Annotated in this window: 26 protein-coding genes and 1 riboswitch; of the genes, 18 read left to right on the forward strand and 8 right to left on the reverse strand. The window is 68.2% G+C overall.

The features are described from left to right. Window positions 1–275 precede the first annotated feature (275 nt). The 3 genes from SNE35_RS04195 to SNE35_RS04205 all read right to left on the reverse strand — a co-directional run bounded on the left by SNE35_RS04195 (window position 276) and on the right by SNE35_RS04205 (window position 2,503). Window positions 276–710, reverse strand: a complete 435-nt coding sequence (locus SNE35_RS04195; RefSeq protein WP_320421611.1) for a response regulator — start codon at window positions 708–710, stop codon at window positions 276–278. Between the two features lie 37 nt (window positions 711–747). After that, entirely contained in the window at window positions 748–1,248 is a 501-nt protein-coding gene (locus tag SNE35_RS04200; protein ID WP_320421612.1) for a Csu type fimbrial protein, read from the reverse strand. Between the two features lie 718 nt (window positions 1,249–1,966). Further along, on the reverse strand, window positions 1,967–2,503 hold the full coding sequence (locus SNE35_RS04205) for a DUF2878 domain-containing protein (RefSeq protein WP_320421613.1): 537 nt from the start codon (window positions 2,501–2,503) through the stop codon (window positions 1,967–1,969). A gap of 197 nt (window positions 2,504–2,700) precedes the next feature. On the opposite strand from SNE35_RS04205, the gene SNE35_RS04210 reads away from it, so the two are divergent. Next, window positions 2,701–3,141 carry a hypothetical protein gene (locus tag SNE35_RS04210; RefSeq protein WP_320421614.1) on the forward strand — a complete coding sequence of 147 codons (441 nt, stop codon included), beginning with the start codon at window positions 2,701–2,703 and terminating at the stop codon, window positions 3,139–3,141. 169 nt (window positions 3,142–3,310) lie between these two features. Here SNE35_RS04210 and SNE35_RS04215 read toward each other — a convergent pair whose 3' ends face one another. Then, window positions 3,311–4,204 carry a LysR family transcriptional regulator gene (locus tag SNE35_RS04215; protein WP_320421615.1) on the reverse strand — a complete coding sequence of 298 codons (894 nt, stop codon included), beginning with the start codon at window positions 4,202–4,204 and terminating at the stop codon, window positions 3,311–3,313. Between the two features lie 114 nt (window positions 4,205–4,318). Here SNE35_RS04215 and SNE35_RS04220 point away from each other — a divergent pair, with 114 nt between their 5' ends. The 8 genes from SNE35_RS04220 to SNE35_RS04255 all read left to right on the forward strand — a co-directional run bounded on the left by SNE35_RS04220 (window position 4,319) and on the right by SNE35_RS04255 (window position 11,729). Continuing rightward, window positions 4,319–5,077, forward strand: a complete 759-nt coding sequence (locus SNE35_RS04220) for an SDR family NAD(P)-dependent oxidoreductase (RefSeq protein WP_320421616.1) — start codon at window positions 4,319–4,321, stop codon at window positions 5,075–5,077. Between the two features lie 11 nt (window positions 5,078–5,088). Then, window positions 5,089–5,574 carry a (R)-mandelonitrile lyase gene (locus SNE35_RS04225; RefSeq protein ID WP_320421617.1) on the forward strand — a complete coding sequence of 162 codons (486 nt, stop codon included), beginning with the start codon at window positions 5,089–5,091 and terminating at the stop codon, window positions 5,572–5,574. Continuing rightward, a complete protein-coding gene (locus SNE35_RS04230; protein ID WP_320421618.1) occupies window positions 5,552–6,325 on the forward strand; it encodes a carboxymuconolactone decarboxylase family protein in 774 nt (257 codons plus the stop codon). Before SNE35_RS04225 ends, SNE35_RS04230 begins: the two co-directional genes overlap by 23 nt. A gap of 25 nt (window positions 6,326–6,350) precedes the next feature. Next, complete coding sequence (locus SNE35_RS04235; RefSeq protein ID WP_320421619.1) at window positions 6,351–6,767, forward strand: (R)-mandelonitrile lyase; 417 nt, start codon at window positions 6,351–6,353, stop codon at window positions 6,765–6,767. Next, window positions 6,764–7,999: a multidrug effflux MFS transporter gene (locus SNE35_RS04240; protein ID WP_431312708.1), complete on the forward strand. Its 1,236-nt coding sequence runs from the start codon at window positions 6,764–6,766 to the stop codon at window positions 7,997–7,999. Before SNE35_RS04235 ends, SNE35_RS04240 begins: the two co-directional genes overlap by 4 nt. Before the next feature lie 105 nt (window positions 8,000–8,104). Then, window positions 8,105–10,324: a TonB-dependent receptor gene (locus SNE35_RS04245; protein ID WP_320421620.1), complete on the forward strand. Its 2,220-nt coding sequence runs from the start codon at window positions 8,105–8,107 to the stop codon at window positions 10,322–10,324. 21 nt (window positions 10,325–10,345) lie between these two features. Then, window positions 10,346–11,032: a Fe2+-dependent dioxygenase gene (locus SNE35_RS04250; RefSeq protein ID WP_320421621.1), complete on the forward strand. Its 687-nt coding sequence runs from the start codon at window positions 10,346–10,348 to the stop codon at window positions 11,030–11,032. Window positions 11,033–11,036: 4 nt separating this feature from the next. Continuing rightward, entirely contained in the window at window positions 11,037–11,729 is a 693-nt protein-coding gene (locus SNE35_RS04255; protein ID WP_320421622.1) for a PepSY-associated TM helix domain-containing protein, read from the forward strand. Here the strand turns inward: SNE35_RS04255 and SNE35_RS04260 are convergent. Both SNE35_RS04260 and SNE35_RS04265 read right to left on the reverse strand, forming a co-directional pair. Beyond that, window positions 11,716–13,023, reverse strand: a complete 1,308-nt coding sequence (locus SNE35_RS04260) for a voltage-gated chloride channel family protein (RefSeq protein ID WP_320421623.1) — start codon at window positions 13,021–13,023, stop codon at window positions 11,716–11,718. The two genes, SNE35_RS04255 and SNE35_RS04260, sit on opposite strands and share 14 nt — an antisense overlap. A gap of 74 nt (window positions 13,024–13,097) precedes the next feature. Beyond that, a riboswitch (Fluoride riboswitch) is annotated at window positions 13,098–13,173 on the reverse strand. Between the two features lie 14 nt (window positions 13,174–13,187). Beyond that, the gene (locus tag SNE35_RS04265; RefSeq protein WP_320421624.1) at window positions 13,188–14,075 is read right to left on the reverse strand and encodes a LysR family transcriptional regulator; all 888 of its coding nucleotides are present in this window, start codon (window positions 14,073–14,075) and stop codon (window positions 13,188–13,190) included. 123 nt (window positions 14,076–14,198) lie between these two features. On the opposite strand from SNE35_RS04265, the gene SNE35_RS04270 reads away from it, so the two are divergent. After that, window positions 14,199–14,957: an SDR family oxidoreductase gene (locus tag SNE35_RS04270; protein WP_320421625.1), complete on the forward strand. Its 759-nt coding sequence runs from the start codon at window positions 14,199–14,201 to the stop codon at window positions 14,955–14,957. A gap of 80 nt (window positions 14,958–15,037) precedes the next feature. On the opposite strand, the gene SNE35_RS04275 is transcribed toward SNE35_RS04270, so the two are convergent. Together SNE35_RS04275 and SNE35_RS04280 are read right to left on the reverse strand one after the other, a co-directional pair. Further along, a complete protein-coding gene (locus SNE35_RS04275) occupies window positions 15,038–15,427 on the reverse strand; it encodes a hypothetical protein (protein WP_320421626.1) in 390 nt (129 codons plus the stop codon). Further along, window positions 15,424–16,050, reverse strand: coding sequence for a PEP-CTERM sorting domain-containing protein (locus SNE35_RS04280; RefSeq protein ID WP_320421627.1), 627 nt, complete (start codon window positions 16,048–16,050; stop codon window positions 15,424–15,426). Before SNE35_RS04280 ends, SNE35_RS04275 begins: the two co-directional genes overlap by 4 nt. A gap of 245 nt (window positions 16,051–16,295) precedes the next feature. On the opposite strand from SNE35_RS04280, the gene SNE35_RS04285 reads away from it, so the two are divergent. From SNE35_RS04285 to SNE35_RS04320, 8 genes are all read left to right on the forward strand, one after another. Continuing rightward, the gene (locus tag SNE35_RS04285) at window positions 16,296–18,551 is read left to right on the forward strand and encodes a CehA/McbA family metallohydrolase domain-containing protein (RefSeq protein ID WP_320421628.1); all 2,256 of its coding nucleotides are present in this window, start codon (window positions 16,296–16,298) and stop codon (window positions 18,549–18,551) included. Window positions 18,552–18,671: 120 nt separating this feature from the next. Further along, entirely contained in the window at window positions 18,672–19,517 is an 846-nt protein-coding gene (locus SNE35_RS04290) for a peptidylprolyl isomerase (RefSeq protein WP_320421629.1), read from the forward strand. Beyond that, window positions 19,514–20,467, forward strand: a complete 954-nt coding sequence (locus SNE35_RS04295; protein ID WP_320421630.1) for a HupE/UreJ family protein — start codon at window positions 19,514–19,516, stop codon at window positions 20,465–20,467. The genes SNE35_RS04290 and SNE35_RS04295 overlap by 4 nt, the downstream gene beginning before the upstream one ends. 8 nt (window positions 20,468–20,475) lie before the next feature. Further along, complete coding sequence (locus SNE35_RS04300; RefSeq protein WP_320421631.1) at window positions 20,476–21,099, forward strand: TIGR02466 family protein; 624 nt, start codon at window positions 20,476–20,478, stop codon at window positions 21,097–21,099. A gap of 23 nt (window positions 21,100–21,122) precedes the next feature. Beyond that, on the forward strand, window positions 21,123–23,585 hold the full coding sequence (locus SNE35_RS04305) for a fused MFS/spermidine synthase (protein WP_320422353.1): 2,463 nt from the start codon (window positions 21,123–21,125) through the stop codon (window positions 23,583–23,585). Between the two features lie 81 nt (window positions 23,586–23,666). After that, a complete protein-coding gene (locus SNE35_RS04310; RefSeq protein ID WP_320421632.1) occupies window positions 23,667–24,893 on the forward strand; it encodes an acyl-CoA dehydrogenase family protein in 1,227 nt (408 codons plus the stop codon). A gap of 2 nt (window positions 24,894–24,895) precedes the next feature. After that, window positions 24,896–25,645 (forward strand): methionine ABC transporter ATP-binding protein, encoded by a 750-nt coding sequence (locus SNE35_RS04315; protein ID WP_320421633.1) that lies wholly within the window; start codon window positions 24,896–24,898, stop codon window positions 25,643–25,645. After that, on the forward strand, window positions 25,638–26,291 hold the full coding sequence (locus SNE35_RS04320; protein ID WP_431312709.1) for a methionine ABC transporter permease: 654 nt from the start codon (window positions 25,638–25,640) through the stop codon (window positions 26,289–26,291). Before SNE35_RS04315 ends, SNE35_RS04320 begins: the two co-directional genes overlap by 8 nt. Window positions 26,292–26,295: the final 4 nt, after the last annotated feature.

Raw genomic sequence — 26,295 nt, forward strand, 5'->3', positions numbered from 1 at the left:
GCTTCGACAAGCACCACCACGTGCGCCGCGGTTTCCTCCCTTGAGGTTTACCCAACACCTGCCCTCAGGTCGGTGTACCGCGGCGAGCTGTCTGCCGCGACGGGCAGGTGTCGGACAAACCTAAACATTTCCAGACACTCGCCACCGGCGGTTTTCGAGCAGGCTCGTTCGAGTTCTGACTCAAGGCCCGGACCGCGCCGCCACCTTGCCAGAGGCCTGCGCCAACGCTCGCGCTCCGGCGCAGGCCCGCGCACTGCAGCGAGAGCAGGGCGCGATCAATCCACGAACAGGTGCCGGTGCTTCAGCGCCAGGTGGATCTTGTCGCCGATCGTGTCCTTGCTGAACGGCTTCACCACGTAGCCGGCAGCGCCGAGGCGGGCAGCGCGGATGATGTCTTCCTTGCGGGCCTCGGCCGTCACGAGCAGCACGGGCAGCTTGCGCAGCGTGTCTGTCTCGGGCTTGCCCTGCAGCGCTTCCAGCAGCTCGAAGCCGTTCATCACCGGCATGTTGATGTCACTGAGCACGAAGTGCACGGGCTCGCCGGACTGCGCCGACCGCTCCAGGCCGCGCAGCGCCGCCCGGCCGTTCTCGGCTTCGACGATGTGATGGAAACCCAGTTCGCGGACGAGGCCGGAGATGATCCGTCGCATCGTCGCGAAGTCGTCCACCACCATGAAGCGGAAGTCCTCGCGCTTGATCGTTGCTGGCATGGTCGTCTTTCCTGGGCAGTCTCGGTGGGGCCGGCGATCAATAGGTGACCGTGACGGTCACGGTGTCGGTGTAGGCGCCCGGCACGGCGTTGGCGATCGAGGGCAGGCGGCCGTAGATGCTCAGCGTCTGCGCGCTGCCGGTGCCGGTGCCGGCGGAGGTGCTGCTGCTGGCGGTGCCGTCGCCCCAGACGGTCGAGCGGCCGGTGTCGGTGTAGAGCTGGTAACTCAGCGTGTTGCTGCCGCTCTTCATCTTGCGGGTGCTGAAGTTGGAAGCACCACCGGCGTTGGTGCCGGCGTTCAGCGCGACGGTGTAGGGCGTGGTGTTGGAGCAGGTGACCGTCAGCGTCGAGGTGGCATCCACCGGGGTCGGCGTGGCCAGCGAATCGATGGTGTTGCCGAAGTTCAAGGTCGTGCCCGAGACGGTGCAGGAGCTGATCACGGTGGCCGTCACCTGGAAGGTGTTGCTCGCGGTCACAGCCATCGACAGGCCCGGCGTCAGCAGTGCGGCGATCAGCAGAGTGCGCTTGAAGTTCATCATGGTCATCTCCCCTTGGTCTCACGTTGCTGGGCGCTTGCCCGTTGCGATGACGCCAGTTTTAAGGAACGGGGGTTTCGCCGGCAGAAGGCGAAGCCGGCAGTCGCGTGCCGGGGTTAAGGGCAATTGCCGTAGGCAAGTTACCTACATGGCAGCAGGTCCGTGAAGCGCGTCACAAATCGGAGTGGTGCAGTCCACATAACGGCTACGGCAACGGCGTTGCTGCTTCTTTGTGCATCCTGGCCTGGAGGGGAGTGAGCACCCGTCCATTCGCAGGTTCCAGCTCCTCATCGCCTCAAACGAGAAGCCCCGTTCGGTGCTTCATTTGAGAGCAGGCAAAGGCGAACGCCGACGGATCAAGGGTCTATGTCGGGAATCTTCAGGTCGTCCCCAAAGTTGTCCACAGCTACCGTGGACAAGCCCGCAGCCGATCATGTCGGCGTTAACGCGGCATCGATCGAGCTGCAAAGCGCGGCCAGCGACGATCTGCTGTCGGCGCAGGCAAGACCTCTTTGCCATCTCTATGGATTGGCTGCTCGTGGCGGGTAGACAAACCCTGCGCTGAAGCCGATTCGCAACGGCTGGTCACTTTAGGCCCGCCATTCATTGTGAGCATTCCATGCCCAGCCGCTGATCGCGGCTCAGCTTGAACGTTGAACGGCGGCTTTGGGGCGTCCGATTCGAACAGTTCTAGGACCGCAACGGGTCGGCAGCTGGCATTTCACCTACGAGAATTCAGCCACCGCGCGAGCTGTGTCAGCGCAGGCGTAATGACGGCCCATCCCACTGCCAAGACGGTCATGGCCAGTTCGAAGTCCGGGAATCGCCCCCCGCCCAGACGGACGGCGCCCCAGTAAGACATCGCCCCGCTGGCTCCGCCCATAAGGGCGGCCAACATCCAGCGACCGTGAAGCCATCGCAAGGGCTCGCGAAGGATCGTGGCGAACAGCGCCCACAGCGCCAGGATCCAGCCGGGAGCCCACCCGGCAATCGGCCCTGGCGACGCGTATTCGACAAGGCCGGTGCGGGTCATGGCCGTGTCCCAAACAAGGCCGACGGCGAGTGCTGCACCAAGCAGTACGGCGTCGGAAATGCGCGCATCGCTCACGATGAACTGCAACGCCACGGCGACCGCCACGGCGGCAATACCCCAGTTCGGCTGGCCGTGCGCCGCTCCGAGAATGCTTGCGAACCAAGCCAGTTGGAATGCGATCAGGTTCAGCGCGAGGAGCAGCACCCTCCGCGGTGGCATCTTCATCGGTCGCACCTTGTCGGTAATCCAGAGGCATTGTGGCCCGCGGTGTGCGCTGCGTTGTCGACAGCTCTTGTTGGCGGCCACGCGCGACCCGGGCCATTAACGGCAATTCATTGGACCTCCAGGCAAAATCCAGATGATCGGCGCGAGCCTGGAGTTAGGTCTGCCGGCAAGCACATCTTGAAAACGGAGCAGCATCAATGGCACTGACGAAGAAGGGCGAGTTCTGGTACGGGACGACGTCAGGCGACACCCAAGCCGAGCTGCGCAGCTACAGCATTGCGAACCGCCACGAGGCCGTCCGATTTGCTGCGTCCAAATGCGATTGCGGAAGCCGGACCTTCGCGCTGCGGACCGATGAAGAAGCCGGCGTAGCAGTCCGCACCTGCACCGACTGCGGGCAGGAACACCTGATGGGCGACAGCGCGGACTACTTTGAAGGAGCCGTGCCCGAGACGCACGAGTGCGTGTGCGAGAACGAGGTGTTCGAGCTGATGTCCGGTGTCTCCGTGTATGAGGGCACACATGACGTGCGCTGGTACTACATCGCCTGTCGCTGCGTGGAATGCAATCTGATCGGGGTCTTCGCAGACTGGAAGTGTGAAGCGGGTGATGCGGCGGCCTTCCTCGCCAAGGTCTGAGCGATCGAACCCAAAGAGATCAGGCTCGCAGGCTTGTGATCACGCTAGGTTCGGCGTCCGCCCCTTGCATCGGGGCACTGAGCGGCTATTCCCGTTGGTTATCGCCCGTCGCCTCAGAAGCTGATTGACGCGCAATGTATTTCGCCGGGGAGTTGTCGCGGCAGAATCGTCAGGGGGCCTTGTAGCGCAGGGCCTCGACGATGAGCGAGAGCGCACGGGACGGCTGACGACGACTCGCGAAGTACACGTACAGGCCCGGGCAGACGGGGCACCAGTCTTCGAGAACGCAGCGCAGCCGACCGGCCTCGATGTGCGGCTGCGCCATGTCTTCAGGCATGAACGCAAGGCCCAGGCCCGACAAGGCGGCGTTCAGGATCTGGTACGCACCGTTGAAGGTGGCCTGGCCTTCCACCCGCACCTGCAGCTCGCGCTTGCCCTTCTTCAACTCCCACGCGTACAGGCCGCCGCTGGCGAAGCGCAGTGAGATGCAATTCAGCGCCAGCAGGTCTTCGGGCTTCTTCGGCATGCGGATCGTCGAGAGGTAGTCCGGCGAGCCGACGATGACCCAGCGCATGTCCGGCCCGATGCGCACCGCGATCATGTCCTTGGCGACCTGGTCACCGGAGCGCACGCCCAGGTCATAGCGCTGCGCGACGGCGTCGACCAGGCCGTAGTCGACCGTGATGTCGACCTTCAAGTCCGGATAGCTGCGCAGCAGCGGCGCGAGCCGCGGCCAGATGACGGTGTCCGCGGCGTAGTCGGTGGTCGTGATGCGGATCGTGCCCTTGGGCTTCTCGGCCAGGTCGCTGACCGCGTTGAGCTCGGCATCGACTTCGGCGAGCCTCGGCCCCACCGAATTCATCAGCCGCTCGCCGGCTTCCGTGACCGAGACGCTGCGCGTCGTGCGCGTGAGCAGCCGCACGCCCAGCGACTCCTCGAGTCCGCGGATGGTGTGACTCAGCGCGGAGGCCGATACGCCCAGCTGGGCCGCGGCGCGCTTGAAGCTGCGCTCGCGAGCCACCACGAGAAAGGCCTGTACGTCGCCGATGCGGTCACGTGCCATTGCTGAATTTTTCTCACAAGTACATGCAGATTATTGCAGCTAGTCGCCAGAACGACCCGCGCCTACATTCGTCTCCATACCGAAGCGAATACCTCACTTCCCAAGGAGAACCCGATGAATCCCCGCTACGACTTCAAGGGCCAGGTGGCCCTCGTGACCGGTGCCAGTTCCGGTCTCGGCCTGGCCACCGCGCAGGCCTTTGCTGAATCGGGCGCCGCTGTCGCGCTCGTGGATCGGGACGAAGCGCGGCTCAAGGCCGCTGCGGACGCCTTGCTCGCCGCCGGCCACCGCGTGATCGCCATTACCTGCGACGTCAGCGACGAGGCGCAAGCCAAGGCGGCCGTGGCGGGCACCGTCGCCGAATTCGGCCGGCTCGACATGGCCTACAACAACGCCGGCATCCTCGGCCCGATGTGCGAGATGTCCGAGGAGACGCTGGAAGGCTTTGACGCGACGCAGTCGGTCAACCTGCGCGGCGTCTGGACCTTCATGAAGCACGAGTTGCTGCAGATGAAGAAGCAGGGCAGCGGCGCCATCGTGAACTGCTCGTCGCTCGGCGGCCTGGTCGGTCTTCCGGGACGCGCCGCGTACCACGCGAGCAAGCATGGCGTGATCGGCCTCACCAAGAGCGCCGCGCTGGATGTCGCCTCTACGGGCATCCGAGTGAACGCCGTCTGCCCGGGCTGCATTGAGACGCCCATGGGCGACGAGATCGCCCCCGCGGCGATGACGGAGTTCTTGAAGCTGCAGCCGATCGGGCGCCTAGGTCGCCCCGAGGAAGTGGCCGCCGCGGTGCTGTGGCTGTGCAGCCCCGCTGCAAGCATGGTGCTCGGCGTCGCGCTGCCGGTCGACGGCGGCTTCGTCGCCCACTGAGGCACGCCACCATGCCGCTGCGATTCATCTTTGCACTCGCGTGCACCCTGGCCGTCGTGATTCCGTCATGGGCTGCCGAACCAGAGGCGCCAGCGGCACAACGGATCAATGCCGCCGGCACGATCCCCTCAGTGCCGGCGCCTGCCGAGTTCTTCACCGGCAGGGTGCGGATCGACCCGGTGTACGCGGCCAACGCCGACATCAATGCGTCGGGCGGGCTCGTCACCTTCGAACCCGGCGCCAGATCGAACTGGCACACCCATCCGAAAGGCCAGTACTTGGTCGTGACCTCTGGCGTCGGTCGGGTCCAGGAATGGGGTCAGCCCGTCCACGTGATCCGGCCCGGCGACGTCGTCTGGTGCCCGCCCGGCGTCAAGCATTGGCACGGCGCCGCCCCCACGACGGCCATGACGCACATGGCGGTCACCGGCACGGTGGACGGCAAGAACGTCAACTGGCTGGGGAAGGTCAGCGATGAGCAATACCTCGGGCGCTGACAGTGGCGTCGCGCGGCGCGATGTGCTGGGAATGGCGCTCGTCGCCATCGTTCCGTGTACCGCGGCTGCGGCGCCCCTCACTCCCGATTCGACAGGAAACACCATGACCGACACGAAGCTCTCTCCCAGGCAACTGGCCATCGGTCCCATCGCGGCCAGCATGGCGGCCGGTCACATGCCAGCGCTCGCCACAGCATTGAACAAAGGTCTCGATGCAGACCTCAGCGTCGCCGAAGCGAAGGAAGTGCTGGTGCAGCTCTATGCCTACACCGGCTTCCCCCGCGCATTGAATGCGCTGGGCGAACTGATGAAGGTGTTGGACGAGCGTCGTGCACGCGGACTGAAGGACGCGCCCGGGCGTGAAGCCGGTGCCGTGCCCGTCGGCGAGTCGCTGCTCGAAACCGGTACGGCCAACCAGACCCGGCTCGCCGGTGCGCCGGTCAAGGGCCCGCTGTTCGAGTTCGCGCCGGCGATTGACCAGTTCCTGAAGACCCACCTGTTCGGCGACATCTTCGCCCGCGACAACCTCGACTGGCCCTGCCGCGAACTGGCCACCGTGGCGGCGTTGTCGGCGCTCCAGGGCGTCGAGTCCCAACTGCTCTCGCACATCCGCATCAGCCTCAATGTCGGCTTGACCGTGGGCCAACTACGGCAGCTTGCCGACACGCTGTCCGCGGCTGGCGAAGCCGAGAGCAGCCAACGTCTGAACTCGGCGCTGGACCAGCAAGCCCGGGCGTCAGCGAAATCCTGAGCCTCAACGCATTCAAGGAATCACCATGCATCTCAAACGAGCCGGCTCCCAGCCCTCCCAAAAGGGTCCCGCCGAATTCTTCACCGGCATCGTCCGCATCGACCCGCTGAACGCACCACCGGCGCCGGCGCGGGTGTCTTGCGCCAGCGTGACCTTCGAGCCGGGCGCCCGCTCCAACTGGCACACCCATCCGCTCGGCCAGACGCTGATCGTCACCGCCGGCTGCGGCTGGACGCAGTGCGAGGGCGAGCCCATCGTCGAAATCCGCGCCGGCGACGTCATCTGGTGCCCGCCGGGCCACAAGCACTGGCATGGCGCTTCGCCGACGACCTCCATGACCCACATCGCCGTGCAGGAGGCGCTCGACGGGAAGAACGTCATCTGGATGGAGCCGGTAACCGACGCGCAGTACCTGGTCGGTCCCGGTCAGGCCTCGCAATGAGCGGGTGCGGCGAACCCGCGGTGATCGAGCGCGTCGCCGCGGCGGATGAGCGCGGCCTGTGGACCTTGATGATCCTCAGTCTGCTGATGGCCTTCGCGTCCATCTCGACGGATATCTACCTGCCCGCGATGCCCACGATGGGCGCCGCGCTTCATGCGCGGCCGGGCACGGTGGAGCTGACCATCTCCGGCTACCTGATCGGCTTCAGCCTCGGCCAGCTCTTCTGGGGCCCGCTGAGCGACCGCATCGGTCGCCGGCTGCCGATTGCGCTGGGCATGGTGCTGTTCATCGTCGGCGCCGCCGGCTGCGCCTTCTCGAACAGCGTGGAGGTGATGGTCGCCTGGCGCGCGGTGCAGGCCATCGGCGCATGTGCCGGCGTGACCCTGGCTCGCGCCATCGTGCGAGACCTCTACAGCGGCGCGCGTGCCGCGCAGATGATGTCCACACTGATGATCGTCACGGCCATCGCGCCGCTGCTCGGCCCGAGCGTCGGTGGTCTGGTGCTTCAGGTGGCGAGCTGGCGGACGATCTTCGAAGTGCTGGTCGTGGTCGGGCTTGTGACGCTGGGCCTGCTGGCCACGCTGCCGGAGACGCTGCCGGCGAGTCAGCGCGTTCGAGAACCCTTGGCGCGCGTGTTCGGCACCTACGCCATGCTGCTGCGTCAGCCCCGGCTGCTCGGCTACCTGGGTGTGGGCGGCTTTCTGTACGGCGGGATCTTCGCCTACGTCGCCGGCACGCCGTTCGCGTACATCACCTATCACCATGTGGCCGCGCGGCACTACGGGATACTGTTCGCGCTCGGCTCCATCGGCATCATGGCCATGAACTTCTTCAACGTCCGCCTGGTCGGGCGGCTGGGTAGCGACCGCCTGATGCGGATCGGCGCCGTGGGTGCAGGCGTGATGGGTCTGTGGGTGGCCTTGGCCGCCTGGACAGACTGGGGTGGTCTGGCGGGCCTGGTGGTGCCGCTGTTTCTCTACATCTCCTGCACGGGCCTGATCGCGGCGAACGCCATCACCGGCGCCCTGAATCTCTTCCCCGAGGTCGCGGGCTCGGTCTCGGCGCTGATCGGCGCGACGCAGTTCGGCACCGGCATCCTGGGCTCGGCCTTCGTGGGCAGCTTTGCCGATGGCACGCCCCGGCCACTCGGTTCGTGCATGGCTCTGTTTGGGGTGACCTGCACCTTGAGCGCGGTCCTGCTCGTCCGCCCGGGAGCAGGCAGAAACGCCTGAACCGAACAGTGCGCTTGTAAAGAATCGTAGGCATTGAACCTTGCCTCGACAATCCGAATTAACAGTGAGATTGATTCGTATTTGCTCACTGTTTTCGGAGATTTCATGAAGCGTCGTACCCCGGTCGCCACCGCCTTGCTGACCCTGTTCGCTGCCCCCGCCGTCTGGGCGCAGCAAGTTCCCGCCACCCCAGCCCCACCCGCGGCCGCTGCGTCCGCTACCGGCGAACTGGCGCGCGTGGTGGTCGAGGGGGAGTCTGCGAAGGAGTTCGCGGGCACCAGTTCCACGAAGCTGGGCGCGGACCTGCGTGACGTGCCGCAATCGGTCACGGTGCTGAACAAGTCGCTGCTGGAGTCGCAGGGCGCGACATCGCTGGCCGATGCGCTGCGCAACGTGCCCGGCATCACCTTGGGCGGTGCCGAGGGCGGCCAGATCGGCAACAACATCAACCTGAACGGTTTCACCGCGCGCACCGACATCTACCTCGACGGCTTCCGCGACCGCGGCCAGTACTACCGCGACACCTTCGCGCTCGATGCCGTCGAGGTGATGATGGGGCCGTCGTCGATGCTGTTCGGCCGAGGCTCCACCGGCGGCGCGATCAACCAGGTGTCGAAGCGGCCTACGCTGAAAGGCTCGACCGAACTGGGCGCCTCGGTCACCACCAACGGCATGGTGCGCGCCACGCTGGACCATGACCAGGCGATCGGCAGCGATGCGGCCGTGCGCGTGGCCGTGATGGGCCAGAGCGGCCGGCCGACCACGCGCGACGAGATGAAGAACCGCGACTTCGGCATCGCGCCGTCGATCACCGTGGGCATCGGATCGCCGACGCAGATCACCTTGTCGGCGCTGCTGCAGCACAACCACGACATGCCCGACTACGGCTTCTCGCCGCTCAACGGCCGGCCGGTGCAGGTCGATCGCAATGCCTTCTACGGCTTCACCGACGATCACACGACGCAGGACGTGGGCGCGCTCAATGCGCTGGTCGAGCACAAGATCTCGGCCACCAGCAGCCTGCGCAACCAGACCCAGTACAGCAATGTCCGCGTCAACGCCGTCGAGACCGCCTCGCAGGGCCTGGGCACGGTGGGCGCCGGCGGCTTCACGCCGCTGAGCCCGGCCGGCATCAGCGCCCTGCCGCTCGACCAGCTGTGGACGCGGCTGCAAAGCCATGACCGCGTGATCAAGGACACCTCGATCTTCAACCAGACCGACCTGACCGCCAGCGCGACCACCGGCGGCGTCACGCACCGCCTGCTGTTCGGCGCTGAGGTCGGGCACGACAGCTACTCCAACCAGGCCTACTACCGCAACGGCAGCTGCAACGGCGTGGCGCTGAACCCGGCCACCGGCACGTCCGGCTATGCGGCCTGCGCACCGCTGCTGGATCCGACCTATACCGCCTCGCCCGACACCGCACCGAGCAAGGCCGGCAACCTCTCCACCAGCGGCGCGACGACGCTGGGCGCCTATGTCAACGACACGCTGGAATTCAACGACCAGTTCAAATTCGTCGGCGGCCTGCGCTACGACCGCTTCTCGGCCACGGTCAACAACACGATCACCTCGGCCACCGCACCGGCACGGATCGAGCAGACCGTGCACTTCACCAGCGTGCGCCTGGGCCCGCTGTGGCAGCCGACGGACAGCCAGTCCTACTACCTGAGCTACAGCACCTCGTTCAACCCGTCGCTGGAGCAGCTCACCAACACCACCGGCGGCACCGCGCCGCTGCCGCCGGAGAAGAACACCGCCTACGAAGTGGGTGGCAAGTGGGAGCCGTACAAAGGCCTGCTGGCCCTCAACGCCTCAGCTTTCCAGATCACGCAGGACAACGCCCGCAACCAGGACGTCAGCGGCAACTACACGGCCACCGGCACGGTCCGCGTGCGCGGTGCGCGCCTGGGTGCCTCGGGCCAGTTGGCGCACGGCTGGAAGGTGTTCGCCGGCTATTCCTACCTCGATGCCAGCATCGTCCACGCGATCGCCGTCGGCACCGAGGGCATGGTGCCCGGCAACACGCCGAAGAACACCGCCACCTTGTGGAGCACCTACGAGGTCGCGCCGCACTGGCAGCTAGGCGGCGGCGCGGTGGCCATGTCGAGCCGCTTCCTGAACAACACCGACACCGTCAAGGTTCCCGGTTATGTGCGACTCGACGCCACGCTGGGCTACCACCAGCACGACTACGACATCCGCCTGAACCTCTTCAACCTGGCCAACAAGTACTACTACGACGCCCTGATCCAGTCCGACGGCGGCCGTGCCGTGCCGGGCACCGGGCGCAGCGCGATGATCTCGGGCACCTACCGTTTTTGAGCCCCTGAGCCGAGACCACCGATGCTGCTGACGATCCCGGGCGTGCTGAATGCCGCGCAACTGCAAGCCGTGCGCGCCCGGCTCGACCAGGCCGGCGCGGCCTGGGTCGATGGCCGCGTCTCCGCCGGCTACAGCGGCGCGCCGGTCAAGTTCAACCAGCAGATCGACGAGCGCAGCGACGTCGCCGCGCAGTGCCAGGCGCTGATCCTCGAACTGCTCGAACGCAACCCACGCTTCATCAGCGCGGTGCTGCCCAACGAGGTCTACCCGCCGATGTTCAACCGCTACGGCGAGGGCATGAAGTTCGGCCCGCATGTGGACGGCAGTGTGCGCATTCATCCGCACACAGGGCGCAAGCTGCGCACCGATGTATCGGCCACGCTGTTCCTGAACGACCCTGCCGACTACGACGGCGGCGAACTGCAGGTGCACGACGCCTACGGCCTGCACAGCGTCAAGCTGGCGGCAGGCGACATGGTCGTCTACCCGGCCACCAGCCTGCACGAAGTCACGCCCGTCACCCGCGGCGTACGCATGGCCAGCTTCTTCTGGATTCAGAGCCTGGTGAACGACGACGCGCGCCGCACGATGCTGTTCGAGCTCGACAACGCCATCCAGCGCCTGAACCAGACCCACGCCGACGCCGAGGCGCGGCGCACCCTGGTCGGCACCTATCACAACCTGCTGCGGCAGTGGACCGAAACCTGAAGTCATGAACCATTCCGAGGCCGCCCACCTGTCTCCTTCTCAAGCGCGCAAGCCTCGCGTCCCCAGGCGTGCCGTGGCCGTGCAATGGCTGCGCAAGGGCCATGGCTGGATCGGCCTGTGGGGCGCGACCCTGGGCCTGCTGTTCGGCTGCAGCGGCATCTGGCTCAACCACCGCGCCGTGCTCAAGCTGCCGCCGATGGCCCAGGTGCGCAACAACAGCGAACTCGCGCTGCCCGAGACGCCGCCGGCCGATGCCCAGGCGCTCGCCGCCTGGCTGCAAGGCGCGCTGGAACTCAGCGGCCCGCCGACCTCCGTTCGCGTCGAGCCCGCCAAGGCCGTGGCCTGGACCGAGAAGGGTGACAAGTCCGTGCCCAAGCTGATGCAGCCCGAGCACTGGCTCATCAACTTCGGCGGTCCCAAGTCGACGGTGCAGGCCGAGCTGTGGGTGGGCAACCGTTCGGTCGGCGTGCGCAGCGTGGACAACGGCCTGATGGGCACGCTGACCAACCTGCACAAGGGCACGGGCATGAGCGTGCCCTGGATCCTGCTGGTGGACACCCTGGCCGGCAGCCTGATCCTGCTCTCGCTGTCCGGCGTGACCCTGTGGGTGCTGACACATCGCAAGCGCGTCGTCGGCCTCACGATCTTCGGCGCCGCGCTGTTGACGACGCTCGGCCTGGCGCTCAGTCGGATTTGACGGGTGGCTGGGGCGCCTCGCCCTTGCGGAAGGCCGGCACCTCGCCGAGCTTCAGGCCTTCCGGAATGTGGCGGTGCTTGGCGTGGCCGACCCGCTGCGAACGGTAGATGCCCGTGTGGCCGGAGCACAGGTAGCTGACGACGCAGGCCAGGCCGGCATACACGCCGATGTTCGCGCCGAACAGCTCCATCGCCATCAAGGTGCAGGCCAGCGGCGTGTTCGCGGCGCCGGCGAACACGGCCACGAAGCCCAACGCGGCCAGCCATCCGACGGGCAGGTGCAGGACCAGCGCCAGCGCATTGCCCAAGGTCGCACCGATGAAGAACAGCGGCGTTACCTCGCCGCCCTTGAAGCCGCTGGCCAGCGAACCCACCGTCAACAGCAGCTTCGCCATGAAGTCCCAGGGCGGCAGCGGATGCTGGAAGGCCTCGACGATCGTCGGGATGCCCAGGCCCGCGTAGCGCCATCCATCGGCGAACCAGACGACGGCGGCGATGACGATGCCACCGGCCAGCGGGCGCAGCGGCGCATAGGCAATCCTGCGTTTCATGAAGGCCTGGCCGGCGTGGGTCAGGTCGGCGAACAGCATGCCGGCCAGGCCGAACACGACGGCGGCCAGCACCACGGCAGCAAGCGGCCAGGGCCCGATGGCCGGCAGCATGCCGGCCGCGTAGTGCGTGTGATGGACGCCCCAGGCCGCAGTCACCTGGTCGGCCACGATGGCCGCGGTGAAGCACGGCAGCAGCGCGTCGTACCGCAGGCGCCCGATGACCAGCACTTCGAGCCCGAAGATCGCGCCGGCCAGCGGCGTGCCGAACACCGAGGAGAAGCCAGCGCTGATGCCGGCCATCAGCAGCACGCGCCGGTCCTCCGGCCGCAGCTTGAAGAGATGCGTCAGCTGGTCCGCCAGTGCGCCGCCCATCTGCACGGCCGTGCCCTCGCGGCCCACCGACGCGCCGAACAGATGCGAGATGACGGTGCTGACCAGGATCAGCGGCGCCATGCGCAGCGGAACCACCTTCTTCGGGTCGTGGACCTCGTCGATCAGCAGGTTGTTGCCCGCCTCGACGTCGCGGCCCAGCTTCAGGTAGACCCAGCCGACGACGAAGCCCGCCAGCGGCAGGCCCCAGATCAGCCAGCGATGCGCCTCGCGCAGGGCCGTCGCGCGCTCGAGCGCGAGAAGGAACAGCGCCGACGCGCTGCCGGCCAGGATCGCCACAAGGCTCGCCAGGACCAGCCAGCGGGCAACGTAGGGCAGAAGGTGGAAATGTTCGGGATGCTTGGGGCGCTTCATCGGTAGCCAGTGATTGAGACAGGAACTGGTCGACAAAGGCCTGGGTGCGCACCCACAAGGCCCTGGTCTCCCAGGACGATGTAGGCATCATCAGCGTCACGGCGCGGGCCGTGAGGCGGTTCACGGAGGAATGCCATCTCCGGAGCGCGGATTGTAGCCAGCGATCAGCGCAGCACCTCGATCAAGGCGTCGTAGACCAGCCGCACGCGGGCGGGCACCGGCGAGCGCTGGACGCGGTAGACGTAGACCGGCCAGGGCGTGGGGTCGTGGCGTTCGAGCACACGCACGAGCTGCCCGGACGCTATCCACGGGTCCGCCAGCGGCGCCACGATCTGGCCGAAGGCAAGACCCGCCACCACGGCCGCGCATTCCGCGTCGTGGTCGTCGGTGACGAAGACCGGCGTTGCCGGCGTGAACTTGCGATCGCGCGAGAAGTCCCAGGTATAGGGCCGGCCGGAGTTGGGATCGATCAGCGCGGTCAGCGGCTGCTTCTCCAGCTCGGCCACCGAGGCCGGCGCGCCGACACGGGCCAGCAGGCTGGGCGCGGCCACCGTGTACAGCGACATCGTGCCGAGCGGCTTGGCCACGAAGCGGCTGTCGCGCAAGGGGCCGACGCGCACGCCCACGTCGATCTTCTCCCCCACCACATCGGCCAGCCGGTTGGACAGGCGCAGGTCGAGCACGAGGCCCGGATGCTCAGTGAGCATCGGCGCCAGCATGCGCGGAATGTGCTGGCGACCCAGCACGCCGGGTGCGGCCACGCGCACCGTGCCCGCATGCTGCGACAAGGTGCGCCGGTCGATGCGCTGGAACAGCTGGTCCACGCCGCCGACCGCAACGCGCGCGCGCTCGGCCAGCGCGGCGCCGAAGTCCGTCAGCCGCACGCCGCGCGTGCTGCGATGAAAGAGCGACTCGCCCAGTTCGTCCTCCAGCTCGCGCACCGCGCGCGTGACGACCTGCGGCGACACGGCCAGGCGCTGCGCCGCCTCGCGAAAGTTCGCGGCGGCCGCGGCCGTGTAGAAGATGCGCAGCGATTCCAGGCGGTTGTTCATGCGCGCAAGTATTCCAGATATGGGAATTCTCAACTCGCCGGAATTCCATATACGCAGCCACGGCGAATCCCGAAACTGCAGGCGTTCCACAGCTCGAACACCTACCCACGAAAGGATTTCGCCATGAATGCATCGACACAGCTCAACATCTCCGGCAAGGTCGCCATCGTCACCGGCGCCAGCAGCGGCCTCGGCGAATCGACCGCCCTGCACCTCGCTGCCCGCGGCGCCAAGGTCGTGCTGGCCGCCCGCCGCGTCGACCGCCTGCAGAAGCTGGTGGACGACATCCGCGCCACCGGCGGCCAGGCCATCGCCGTGGCCACCGACGTCTCGAAGCGCGAGGACCTCGAGAAGCTCGCCGCCGCCACCGTCGAGGCCTTCGGCCGCATCGACGTGCTGGTCAACAACGCCGGCGTGATGCCGCTCTCGCCCATCGCCAAGCTGAAGGTCGATGAGTGGGACCGCACGATCGACGTCAACATCAAGGGCGTGCTCTACGGCATCGCCGCCGTGCTGCCGCGCATGCAGGCGCAGGGCAGCGGCCACATCATCAACATCTCGTCGATCGCCGGCATCAAGGTGTTCACGCCCATCGGCACCGTCTACAGCGCGACCAAGTTCGCCGTGCGCGCCATCTCCGAAGGGCTGCGCATCGAATCGGGCCCGAGCATCCGCGTCACCACGGTGTCGCCCGGCGCAGTGGAGTCCGAGCTGAAGCACGGCACGACCGACCCGGATTCCGCAGCCGGCGTAAAGGCCTTCTACGAAGCGAACCAGATCCCGGCCGATGCCGTGGCCCGCGCGGTCGTGTACGCCGTGGAGCAGCCGGCCGACGTGGACATCAACGAGATCGTGATCCGCCCGGTGTCGCAAGAGTTCTGATTCGGACGGCACAAGCAAAAGGGAAAAAGGGCGGACCGCGAGGTCCGCCCTTTTCTGTCTTGAACTTTCAGCAGCTCAGCTCAATCGTCCACCAGCTCGATCCCGGTGTACTGCGCGTGGCTCCACTTCAGCGCGATCTCGAGCTTGCGCGCGGCGCTGCCCTCGACCAGCGCAACGCGGCAGTCGATGAAGACATTGCCGTCCTCGCCGATCAGGCGCGGCTTGCTGCCCGGCGCGCAGGCGAGCGGCTCGCCGTCGAGGCTGGCTTCCAGCCAGGCCTGCGTGTCGTCATGGCCGCCGGAGAAACGGGCGACGAAGCGCAGCTTCTGCGCGCTGGCGGGCAGCGCACAGGACACCTCACGATAGTCACCGGGCGTGTCCGGCGCCTCGCAGCGCGAGGCCGCACTGGCGCTGGCGCCACTCGCCGCCAGCACGAGGCCGGCGGCGATGGCGAGGTCGCGTCCGATCACGAACGACGCTGGCGGCGCGCGACGACCGTCAGGCCGGCCAGGCCGAAGGCCAGCATGCCGAAGGTGGCGGGTTCCGGCACGGCGCTGACCGTGTTGACGGTGATGTTGTCGAAGGCCGCATTGCCCACGCCGCCGAAGGACACCGATTGCGCGGTACCGGTGAAGCTCAGCGTGATGCGCTGCCAGCTGCAGAAGCCCGAGTCGGTGCAGCCACCCAGCTGGGCGTTCTTGCTCAGGCTCACCGAGCCGAGTTCAGCGCCGGTGCCGTTGGCGCCGCCGTAGATCGTCACGACGTCGAGTTCCGAGGCCTGGGCCGAGTACCAGAAGGACAGTTCGCCGGTGAAGCCGGCGGCGACGTTCATGATCGTCGGCGCATCGGCGGCGAACATCACCGTGCCGTTCGTCGGGGCGTGCGAGAAGTACGGACCCAGCTCGTCGTTGGACAGCGCCAGCGCGGAGTCGGTGAACGAGATGCCCCAGTTCGGGCCGGCCACGCCGTTGTAGTAATCGCCGACGGACGCGAAGGACGTGGCGCCCTCGAAGTCGATCGTCGTGGTGGCGGCGAAGGCCGGCGCGGCGGCCAGGGCCAGGGCGGCAAGGCCCAGCTTGCGGATCAGAGTCATGGATCTCTCCTGCGAGAACGTTGGATTGATGAAGGAAAAACGGGGCTGGCGACTCCAGCGGCGAGCGCAGTCTAGGCAGCCGACCGCGACAGCCAAATGACGAAGCAGCATGGGCCGCATGCGGGTTTGCCCGTGGTCCAGGCCGTTGGGATCACGCGGATGTGTCACGTTGACGTCAAAGCTTCTGCTTAGCCTTTGCACGTTCTTCTTCACGGTTCTTCACTTCCCCGAACGAGGCAAAAAACATGACTCAACGATTCGCGAAGCGCGACGTGGCCCTGGCCGCTCTCGCCCTGCTCGCCACGAGCACCCTGTCGGTCGCACCGACCGTCGCCAGCGCCGGCACCAAGACGCCCGGCAAGTACGTCACCGGCGACTTCCACAACCACACGACCTGCTCGGACGGCTCGATCTCGATGCAGAAGCTGATCAAGAAGTCCACCGACAAGGGCGACACGCCCTGGGGCCTGGACTGGTTCGTGCAAGCCGGCCACGGCGGCAACGGCAACCGCAACTGCACGCTGGTCGAGGACGCCACGCTGTCCACCCCGGCCTATCCCTTCGTCGCCGGCAAGGGCCCGACGACGACCTGGACCGACAGCATCGGCGCAGCCAACCTGAAGGGTGACGGCGGCGGCGTGGGCGGCAACGGCAATATGTGGCGTTGGCAGTCGCTGCAGGAATACCAGTACCCGGTCGTGGAGTACCTGAACAGCCGCAACAACCTGCCGGTCTTCATCGGCATGGAATCGGTCGTCGCCGGCCACGAGCACACCTCGATGTCGGTCATCACCGGCCAGATCCCGCTCGCCACCGAGACGGCCTCACTGCCCGCCAGCGGCGCCTACACCGCCCTCGGCAATGCCGACGCGCTGGCCCAGTGGTCCTACTGCTTCGACCGCGGCGACACCGACAAGAGCCGCGGCAACATCACCGGCTCCTCGGTCGGCAACAACTGGAACTGCGCGGTCCCCGGCAGCAACAGCACCGCCGACGAGAGCTGGAACGCCACCGCCCAGAAGCTGCTTCCCGCAGGCGGCGCCGGCACCGGCACCAAGGGCCACCTGAAGACGCTGGAAGCGCTCAAGTGGATGAAGGCCAACCACGCCAACGGCAGCTACTACGTGCCGGCCCACCTGGAGCGCGCAGGCCCCTTCTTCGCCGACGGCAACCAGGGCTTCAACATCGAGCACCTGCGCAACTTCAACAACACCGCCCCGGCCATCGCCTTCGGCTTCGAGTCGCAGCCGGGCCACGGCGCCTCGGCCAACCGCGGCGAGTACCAGGTCAACCGCAACAACTTCGGCGGCGGCGTGATCGTCGACTCCGTCGGCGGCACGACCTACGGCGGCACCGGCGTCTACGCCGGCCAGATCGGCGGCGTGTGGGACGCGCTGCTCGGCGAAGGCCGCAACTTCTGGTACTTCGCCAGCTCCGACTGGCACAACCGCGGCAGCTTCGGCCCGGATGACCGCCGCTCGACGCAGGACTTCTACCCCGGCGAGTACGCCCGCGACTACGTGATGGTCCGCAACGGCAGCAACAAGCTGCGCCCGCAGACCATCGTCGACGGCCTGCGCACCGGCAACAGCTTCGTCGCCAACGGCCAGCTGATCGACCGCCTCGCCTTCGTCGCCTGCGCTTCCTACGCCGGCATCGCCGCGCGCACGAACGCATCGGTGGAAGCGATTGCCGTGGCCGCCGCCACGAACAACACCGACATCGACACCGCCGGCTGCGCCACGATGGGCGAGAAGCTCGTCGTCCGCCCGGGCGCAGAGATCGTCGTGACCATCGTCGCCCGCGACCCGGCCGGCACGAACTACTCGCCCTACACCTTCCCGAACCCCTCGCTGGCGCAAGTGGGCATCAACCAGCCGATCAACCAGCCGGTGCTGGACCACGTCGACCTGATCCGCGGCATGGTGACCGGCTACAAGACGCCGGGTGCTGCCGACTACTCGGGCGAATGGCCGCGCAACACCGCCTGGCTGCGCACTGACGGCACGACGGCCGACCTGTCCGTCGTCCCCGCCGGCGCGAAGAACACCTCGGCCGCGGTCATCAAGACCTTCGCCGGCACCGGCAACGGCGCCTGGACGACGGTGCAGTCCGGCGTGGACAACACCGCCTTCGTGAAGATGACCTACCGCATCCCGGCGGTGCAGGCTTCGCAGTACGTGCGTCTGCGCGGCACCAACATGCCCGCCGCCGTGCCCTACGAGACCGACGCCAACGGCAACCCGCTGGCCGACCTCTACACGAACGCCAACGACAGCAGCAAGCTGCGCATCGAGTGCAAGACCGTCGGCACCAACGTGCCGGCCACCGGCACGACCTACACCGGCACGGCGATCGACGGCTGCCCGGCACACCTGCCGGTCGTGGGCGGCAAGAAGATGGTGGCCTACGACGTGGCCGCCTGGTCCGACCTGTGGTTCTACAGCAACCCGATCTACGTTGAAGTCCAGGGCGGCACCACCGTCGCCGGCCTGAAATAAGTTGCTGATCAGATAGCGATACGTTTCCTTTTTCTCCATCGCCATTGCAACGCGATGTCCTCGCGCCGCACGGTTCGCCGTGCGGCGCCTTTTGATTTCTGAAGCCTCCTGAATACGAGTATGGACACGAGCCTCGACAACACCGTCCATCCCGCCACGCCGCGGCGCCCCCTGCCCGGCTGGCTGCGCGAGCCGCTGCTGCACTTCGCCGTGCTCGGCGCGCTGCTGTTCGCCATCGATCATTTCCTCGTCTCGCGCGCGGACGACCCGATGACCATCGTCGTCGGCGCCGACGTCGACAAGGAAGCCGTCTCGGTCTTCAAGGCCTCGCGCGGCCGCGATCCGAACGCCGAGGAACTGGCCGCGCTGCGCCGCGTCTGGCTCGACAACGAGGTGCTGTACCGCGAGGGCCTGTCGATGCAGGTGGATCGCGGCGACCCCTCGATCCGCGAGCGCGTGATCTTCAAGGCGCTGAGCGTCGTCGACGCCAACGTCAAGCTGCCGCCCATCGAGGACAAGACGCTGCGCGCCTGGTTCGAGGCGCACCGCGACAAGTACGACGACCCGGCCCGCTACGACTTCCAGGAAGCCGCGCTGGAAGGCAAGCCGGCCGAGGCCGAGGTGCGCGCCTTCGTCACCGCGCTCAATGCCGGCACGCCGGGCGATGCCAAGGCGGGCCTGCGCGTGTTCAAGAACCGCCCGCGCGAGAGCCTGGAGCCGGCCTATGGCGCCGACTTCGTCAAGGCGCTGGAAGGCACGCCCCCCGGCGAATGGCGCGCGCTGCAGACCAGGGACGGTTGGCGCGCGATCCGCGTCGACGCCGCCACGCCGGCCAAACCCGCCGACTTCACCGTGCTGCGCAATGTGATCGTGCAGGACTGGACCGACGCCGTGCTCTCCGAGCAGCGCAGCGCCGCCGTCGCCACCCTGGCGAAGAAGTACACGATCCGGACCAGCACGCCATGAGAGCCCTGCTGCTGATCCTGCTGACCCTGACCTGCGCACTGCGACCCGCCGGCGCGCACGAGATGAGCATGGCCGAGATGCAGCTGCGCGAGACCTCGCGCGGCGAATTCATCTGGCAATGGATGGCCACCGAGAAAGGCGCCGCCGCCGACCAGCTGCTGCCGCGCTGGCCCGAGCAGTGCCGGCTCGACAGCGAGGAGCAGAACGTGCTTCACTGCGGCGCCGACGGGCTCAGCGGTGAGCTGTCGATCGACGGCGTCGGCCGTACCTATTCGGCCGCGCTGGTCAAGGTCTACTGGCTCGACGGCCAGGCCCGCGTCTACACGCTCACCGCCGCGCAGCCCAGCGTCCACCTGTTCGGCTCGGCCGACGACCAGCGCGGCTGGAGTGAGATCGCCACCGCCTACACGGTCCTGGGCGTCGAACACATCCTGACCGGCATCGATCACCTGATGTTCGTCATCGGCCTGCTGTTCCTGGTCGGCTTCCGCCGCCAGCTGCTGTGGACCATCACCGCCTTCACCGCCGCGCACAGCCTCACGCTGGCCAGCAGCGCGCTGGGCCTCCTGGTGCTGCGCCCGCCGCCGGTGGAAGCGACGATCGCCCTGTCCATCGTGCTGGTGGCCGGCGAGGCGCTGCACTCGCGGCAGACGCTGGCGCGGCGCTGGCCGGCGCTGATCGCCTTCCTGTTCGGCCTGGTGCACGGCCTGGGCTTCGCCGGCGCGCTGAAGGAGATCGGCCAGCCCGCGCAGCATCTGCCGGTGGCCTTGCTGACCTTCAACGTCGGCGTGGAGATCGGCCAGCTGATGACCCTGGGGCTGTGCTGGCTGCTGTGGAAGCTGGCCGCGCGCTGGCCGGCGCTGGCGAAGCTGCGCACGGCGCTGCTCTACGTGATCGGCAGTTGCGCCGCCTACTGGTCCTGGCTGCGCATCGCCGCCATCTTTGCTTGACGAGATTCATGGACGAGATCATTCCGCTCTTCCCCACCCCCTTCATGCGCGTGCCCGGCGCCTTGCCGCCGCCGCTGGTCGTCGCGCTGGCGGCGCACTTCAGCGGCATGGCCGTGCAGGACAACAACTCCAGCGCCAAGCTCTCGCACACGCGCATGCTCAAGCCCGCCGACAGCCCGCTGCTGGTCGATGTGGCAGGCCTCGTCACGCCGAAGATCGGCGAGTTCGGCGCGCTGCTGTTCGGCGAGCGCATGGGCTGGTCGATCAAGGAGATGTGGGTCAACGTGCTGGACCACGGCGGCCACCAGGCGATGCACAACCACGCCAACAGCTTCTGCTCCGGCGTGATCTACCTGACGCCGACACACGAGTCCGCCCGCACCGTGTTCATGAAGTCACCCGGCGGCCACGACTTCTCGTTCAAGAACGACCACGACGGCGTCGCCACCAGCGCCTACAACGCAGAGAAATGGGTCAGCCCCGACCCGAGCCCCGGCGACATGGTGCTGTTCCCCAGCTACCTGATGCACGCGGTGCCGCCTAACGCCGGAGATCGACGGATCAGCCTGGCCTTCAATGCGATCCCGGCACGCTTGGAATCCTGGGGCTACACGGTGCGGTTCAGCGGATGAGGAGATTCCTGCCTGCGGCCTTGATGACCGCATCCGGCTTCGCCGGGCTCGGCTACCAGATCGTCTGGACCCAGCAGGGCGCGCTGTGGCTGGGGCACGAGGCCGCCGCCGTGCTGGCCGTCGTCGCGGCCTTCTTCGGCGGCCTCGCGCTGGGTGCGCTGGCGCTCGGGCCGCGTATCGAGCGCAGCGCGCGCCCGCGCCACTGGTACGCGGGCTGCGAGCTGCTGATCGCCGCCTGGGGCCTGGTGCTGATCTTCGGCATGGCACCGTTCAGCGCCTGGGCTGCGCGGCTGATCGGCGAGCAGCCCGCCCCGGCTTGGCAGTGGACGGTCGCCTTCCTGGGCAGCTTCGCGCTGCTGCTGCCGGCCACCGCGGCGATGGGCGCGACCTTGCCAGCGATGGAGCGGCTGGTCGCCGCCGAAGGCCGCCGCTCGATCGCGCTGCTCTATGCCTTCAACACCTTCGGCGCGGTGCTGGGCGTGCTGGCCACCGCCTTCTGGCTGGTGCCCGAATGGGGCCTGGCGCGCACGGCGGGTCTCTGCGTGGCGCTGAACCTGTTCTGCGCAGCGGCAGCGTGGAAGATCTTCCCCGCCAGCAGTGCGGTGCCGGCGGGCGGTGACGCCACGGCGCGTGGCCCGCTGCTGCGCCTGTTCGCCACCGGCCTGCTGGGCATCGGCTACGAGGTGCTGGTCGTGCGCGTGCTGAGCCAGGTGGCCGAGGACACGGTCTACACCTTCGCGCTGCTGCTGGCCGTCTATCTGGTGGGCAGTGCGCTGGGCGCGGCGGCCTGGGCGCGCTGGCTGCGCGGGCGGGCCACGCGCGATGCACTGTTGACCGCGCTGGCCACGACATGCCTGCTCGGCACGGCCAGCCTCTGGGCGGCGGATGCGCTGAAGCTCGCCGTGACGTCCATGCTGCCCGAGAGCATGGCGGGCGCCGTCGCCGGCGAAGCGGCGCTGGCCATCGCCGCCTTCCTGCTGCCCACGCTGGCGATGGGCGCGCTGTTCAGCCAGCTTGCCGACGAGGCGAACGCTGGCGGCGCCGGCTTCGGCCGCGCCCTGGGCTTCAACACCGCCGGTGCCGCGCTGGCGCCGCTCCTCTTCGGCGTTCTGCTGGCACCGATGCTGGGCCCCAAGCTGTGCCTGCTGCTCGTCGCCGCCGGCTACCTGGCAATGGTGGCCCGGCCGATGCTCGCCGCACTGCCGGCCGGCGCCGCCGCCGCGCTGGTCCTGTTCGCGCCGCCGCTGGCCTTCGTGGACTTGCCCGAGGGCGGCCGCATCGTCAGCTATGCCGATGGCGCAATGGCCGCGGTCAGCGTCGTCGAGGACGCGCAGGGCGTATCGCGCCTGCGCATCAACAACCGCCAGCAGGAAGGCAGCAGCACGAGCCGTCTCGTCGATGCGCGCCAGGCGCTGCTGCCGCTGCTGCTGCACCCGGCCCCGCAGCATGCGCTGTTCCTGGGCCTGGGAACCGGCGTCACCGCGGCGTCCGCCGCACAGGACCCGACCCTCACCGTCGACGCGGTGGAGCTGCTGCCCGAGGTGATCGCCGCATCCGCGCACTTCACCGAGCAACTCGATCCGGCGCCGCGTGCGCTGCACATGCGCTCCGCCGATGCGCGGCGTTATGTGCGTGCCGCCGGGCAGCGCTACGACGTGATCGTGTCCGACAACTTCCACCCGGCGCGCAGCGGCTCCGGCTCGCTGTACACGGTGGAGCACTTCGCCGCCGTGCGCGAGCGGCTGGCCGATGGCGGTCTGTTCTGCCAATGGCTGCCGCTGCACCAGCTCGACCTGGAAACGCTGCGCAGCATCGTCCGCTCCTTCGTTGCCGTGTACCCGCAGGGCACGGCACTGCTGGCGAGCAACAGCCTCGCCACGCCGGTGCTGGGCCTGGTGAGCCACGCCGGCTTCGACGCCACAACGCTGCGCCGCCGCATCGAGACCGCCGCCTGGCCCGAGCCGCCGGCCGACTTCGGCATCGAGGACGAGTACGCGCTGCTCGGCAGCTTCGTCGCCGGCCCGACCGCGCTGCGCGCCTTCGCCGGCGACGCGCCGGCCAACACCGACGATCGCCCGGTCGTCGCCTACCGGGCGCCACGCATCACCTACGCACCGGATGCCGAGCCGCAGGACCGCCTGATCGCGCTGCTCGGCCAGGTCCGCATCACGCCGACCGAGCTGACGGGCACCGACTCGCCACGACTGGCCGCCTACTGGTCGGCCCGCCAGCGCTACCTGGATATCGGCCGCGGCGTGCGGCCCAGCGCCGACGTCCGCCAGATGCTGGCCCAGTTGCAGCGCCCGCTGCTGGAGGTGCTGCACACCAGCCCCGACTTCCGCCCCGCCTACGACCCGCTGCTGCGCATGGCGATGGCGCTGGGGCCGATGCAGCCCACGCAGGCGCGAGCGTTGCTGGGCGAACTGGCCCAGGTGCAGCCTGCCCGATCCGAGGCCCGACAGGCGCTGGCCGACATCGCCGATTGAGCATCTTCATGCGAAGGCCGCAGATGCATAGCCGTTTTAGTCGCTTCACCGCGGCCACGGCTTCCGCAAGACTGCGGCCCCATGAGCAGCAGCACCGACACCGTCTTCCTTCAATCCGCCACGGCGCCTGGCGCCGCTCCCGATGACCCGACGGGGCCAGGTCTTGCCCGGCTGCGCGAGCAGCTCGCCGCCACCGCCGTCGAGCGCGATCGCCAGGGCGGGCATGCCGCCGAACAGCGCGAGCTGATCCGCGCCAGCGGCCTGCTGGCGCTGACGATCCCGCGCGAGCTGGGCGGCCTCGGCGGCAGCCTCACCGACTTCTACCGCGCGCTGCGCGAGCTGGCCCAGGTGGACAGCGCGCTGGCACACCTGTTCGGCTTCCACCATCTGCAGCTCTTCGGCGTGCAGCTCTACGGCGGCCCCGCAGCCATCGCTCACGGTGCGCGCCACCTGCGCGAGACGGCCGAGCAGCGCCTGTTCTGGGGCAATGCGCTGAACCCGGCCGACACGCGCCTGCTGGCCCGCAAGGTCGACGGCGGCTGGCGGCTCGAAGGCATCAAGGGCTTCTGCTCGGGCGCGCTGGGTTCCGACCGGCTGACCGTCTCGGCGCTCACCCGCGACGGCGCCCTGCTGATCGGCATCGTGCCGACGCGCCGCGAGGGCGTGCAGGTGAGCCAGGACTGGGACGCCTTCGGCCAGCGCCAGACCGACAGCGGCAGCGTACGCTTCGTCGATGTCTGGCTGGCCGATGACGAACTACTCCAGCAGCCCCGCGTCGCCAGCACGCCGCGCGCCACCCTGCGCTCGCAGATCGCGCAGCTGATCATGTCCAACCTCTACCTCGGCATCGCCGAAGGTGCCTTCGACGAGGCGCGCCGCTACACCTTGACGCAGAGCCGGCCCTGGTTCGCCTCGGGCGTCGAGCGCGCGGCGGACGACCCCTATGTGCAGCAGCGCTACGGCGACCTGTGGCTGTACGTGCGCTCGGCGCAGGCGGTCACCGAGGCGGCGGTACGCCGGCTGGAGGCTGCGCTGGCTCGCGGCGAGGCGCTGACGGCGCAGGAGCGCGGCGAAGTGGCCGTGGCCGGCGCCGAGGCCAAGGTGCTGGCGCACCGCGCGGGCCTGGAGGTCAGCACGCAGCTGTTCGAGCTGACCGGCGCGCGCAGCACCTCGGCCCGCTTCGGCCTGGACCGCTTCTGGCGCAACGCCCGCGTACACACGCTGCACGACCCGGTCGACTACAAGCTGCGCGACCTGGGCCGCTTCCGGCTCGAAGGCCGCATCCCCGAACCGACTTCGTACTCCTGAAGATGAGCGTCATCGGCAGCATTCCCCATCCGCTGATCCGACTCGATGGCGTGTCGAAATCCTTCGGCAGCTTCGCCGCCGTGCGCGACGTCAGCCTGCAGGTGCGCGAGGGCGAGATCCTCGGCCTGATCGGCCGCAGCGGCGCCGGCAAGTCCACCCTGCTGCGCCTGATCAATCTGCTGGAGCGGCCCGACACCGGCCGCGTGTTCGTCGCGGGCCAGGAGCTGACGCGCCTGGGCAGCACCGAGTTGCGCGCCGCGCGGCGCCAGATCGGCATGATCTTCCAGCAGTTCAACCTGCTGCAGAACGCCACCGCGGCCGAGAACGTCGCCTTCCCGCTGCGGCTGGACGGCAAGGCCTCGCGCGCCGAGATCGCGGCCCGCGTCGACGAATGCCTGGCCCTGGTGGGCCTGCAGGACAAGGCGGCCAGCTATCCGGCGCAGTTGAGCGGCGGCCAGAAGCAGCGCGTGGCGATCGCCCGTGCGCTGGCGCCGCGGCCGGCCGTGCTGCTGTGCGACGAGCCGACTTCGGCGCTCGATGCCGAGACCACGCGCGAACTGCTCGCCACCTTGGCCGACATCAACGCGCGGCTGGGCGTCACGCTGGTGATCGTCACCCACGAGCTGCCGGTCGTGCAGGCACTGTGCCGGCAGGCGGCGGTGGTCGAGAACGGCCGCATCGTCGAGCAGTTCGCCGTGGCCGAGGCCGCGCAGGGCCAGAGCACCTTGGCGCGCGAGGTGGCCTATGCCTGAGTTGCCTGATCACATCGTCGAACTGCTGCCCGATCTGGTGCTGGCCATCGGCCAGACCGCGCTGATGTTGGGCGTGGGCCTGGCCGCGGCGCTGGCCTTCGGCGGTCCGCTGGGCGTGCTTCTGTTCCGCCTGAAGCCTGGGCCTGTCTCCGGCCTGCTGAACTGGCTCGTGAATACGGTGCGCAGCTTCCCCTTCATCATCCTGCTGGTGGCGTTGGTGCCGTTCACGCGGGTGCTGACCGGCACCTCGATCGGCCCACTGGCGGCGGCCGTGCCGCTGTCCTTCGCAGCCATCCCCTACTTCGCCCGCCTGGTCGAGCAATGCCTGCGCGAGGTGCCGCGCGGCGTCATCGAAGCGGCGCAGGCGATGGGCGCCAGCGAGTTCCAGATCATCACCCGCGTGCTGCTGCGCGAGGCCCGCTCGGGCCTGGCCGGCGCGCTGACGGTGCTGGCGATCAGCTTCCTCTCGTACTCCGCCGTGGCCGGCGTCGTCGGCGGTGGCGGCATCGGCGACCTGGCGATCCGCTACGGCTACTACCGCTTCCAGACCGACGTGATGGTGCTGACCGTCGCGATCCTGATCGCGCTGGTGCAGCTCATTCAATTCATCGGCAACACCGCCGCGCGCCGGCTCGACAAACGCTAACCCC

Source organism: Roseateles agri, from assembly GCF_034043675.1.
In the GTDB taxonomy this organism is placed as follows: domain Bacteria; phylum Pseudomonadota; class Gammaproteobacteria; order Burkholderiales; family Burkholderiaceae_C; genus KK5.